This window comes from Oleiagrimonas sp. MCCC 1A03011, from assembly GCF_003267965.1.
Lineage (GTDB): Bacteria > Pseudomonadota > Gammaproteobacteria > Xanthomonadales > Rhodanobacteraceae > Oleiagrimonas > Oleiagrimonas citrea.
The window spans coordinates 1-747 of sequence record NZ_MSPY01000057.1 but is presented as its reverse complement, the minus strand read 5'-3'; the positions used below and the strand labels follow the sequence as shown (position 1 = coordinate 747).

The 747-nt window shown below is 62.2% G+C and carries 2 pseudogenes; both read left to right on the top strand.

The features are described 5' to 3' along the window. Positions 1 to 157 precede the first annotated feature (157 nt). Positions 158 to 292, top strand: a pseudogene (locus BTJ49_RS15355) (transposase); the annotation flags it as partial. A gap of 228 nt (positions 293 to 520) precedes the next feature. Next, positions 521 to 592: pseudogene (locus tag BTJ49_RS15350) on the top strand (integrase core domain-containing protein); the annotation flags it as partial. Positions 593 to 747: the final 155 nt, after the last annotated feature.

The window sequence follows — 747 nt, the reverse complement described above, 5'->3', positions numbered from 1 at the left end:
GCAAGGCGCTGCCGGCGCCTGAAGACGATGCCTATGTACGCCATGTCTACGAACCGCCCCAGGGAGAGACCGAGCAGGCACTCGCTGGGATATGGGAAGAGCTGCTGGGTGTGCAGAGGGTAGGGCGTCACGATAACTTCTTCGAACGGATGCGCGCTGCGTGCGGCTGCGGGCTATCACCGGCATCGGGCCGATCACGGCCGATGCCGCGGTGGCCACGGTGGCCACGGTGGGCGATGCCCGTGAATTCAAGCAAGGGCGCCAGATGGCCGCCTGGCTGGGCCTGGTGCCCACGTGTCGCGGGCGACGCTTGGGTGTAGGAACCACAAACGTACCGCCTCGCGCAGGGGGCGGCGACATGAGTCTTCAGGGACAATTTAAGCGATCACGCGGTCTCCCCGGCTGCCGGACCGTGGCGAAACGTTGGGTTCGTGCTTCCACCCGCTTGCCGCTCATGGACACCTCCGTCGTAGCCATACATTATGGCTCTGAGGCGTCTACAAGGCCCTGGTCGATTCAGCCCAACCAGAACGCCTACATTGAACGATTCAACCGCACCTTCCGCGAAGAAGTGCTCGACCAGTATCTGTTCTTGTGCGGCGCAACGGTCTTCCTTCATCGTCGTGGATGGCCGAAGCCAAGGCCAGCATTATCCAACATCAAAATGGTGTCAGGGACAATTTAAGCGATCACGCGGTCTCCCCGGCTGCCGGACCGTGGCGAAACGTTGGGTTCGTGCTTCCACCC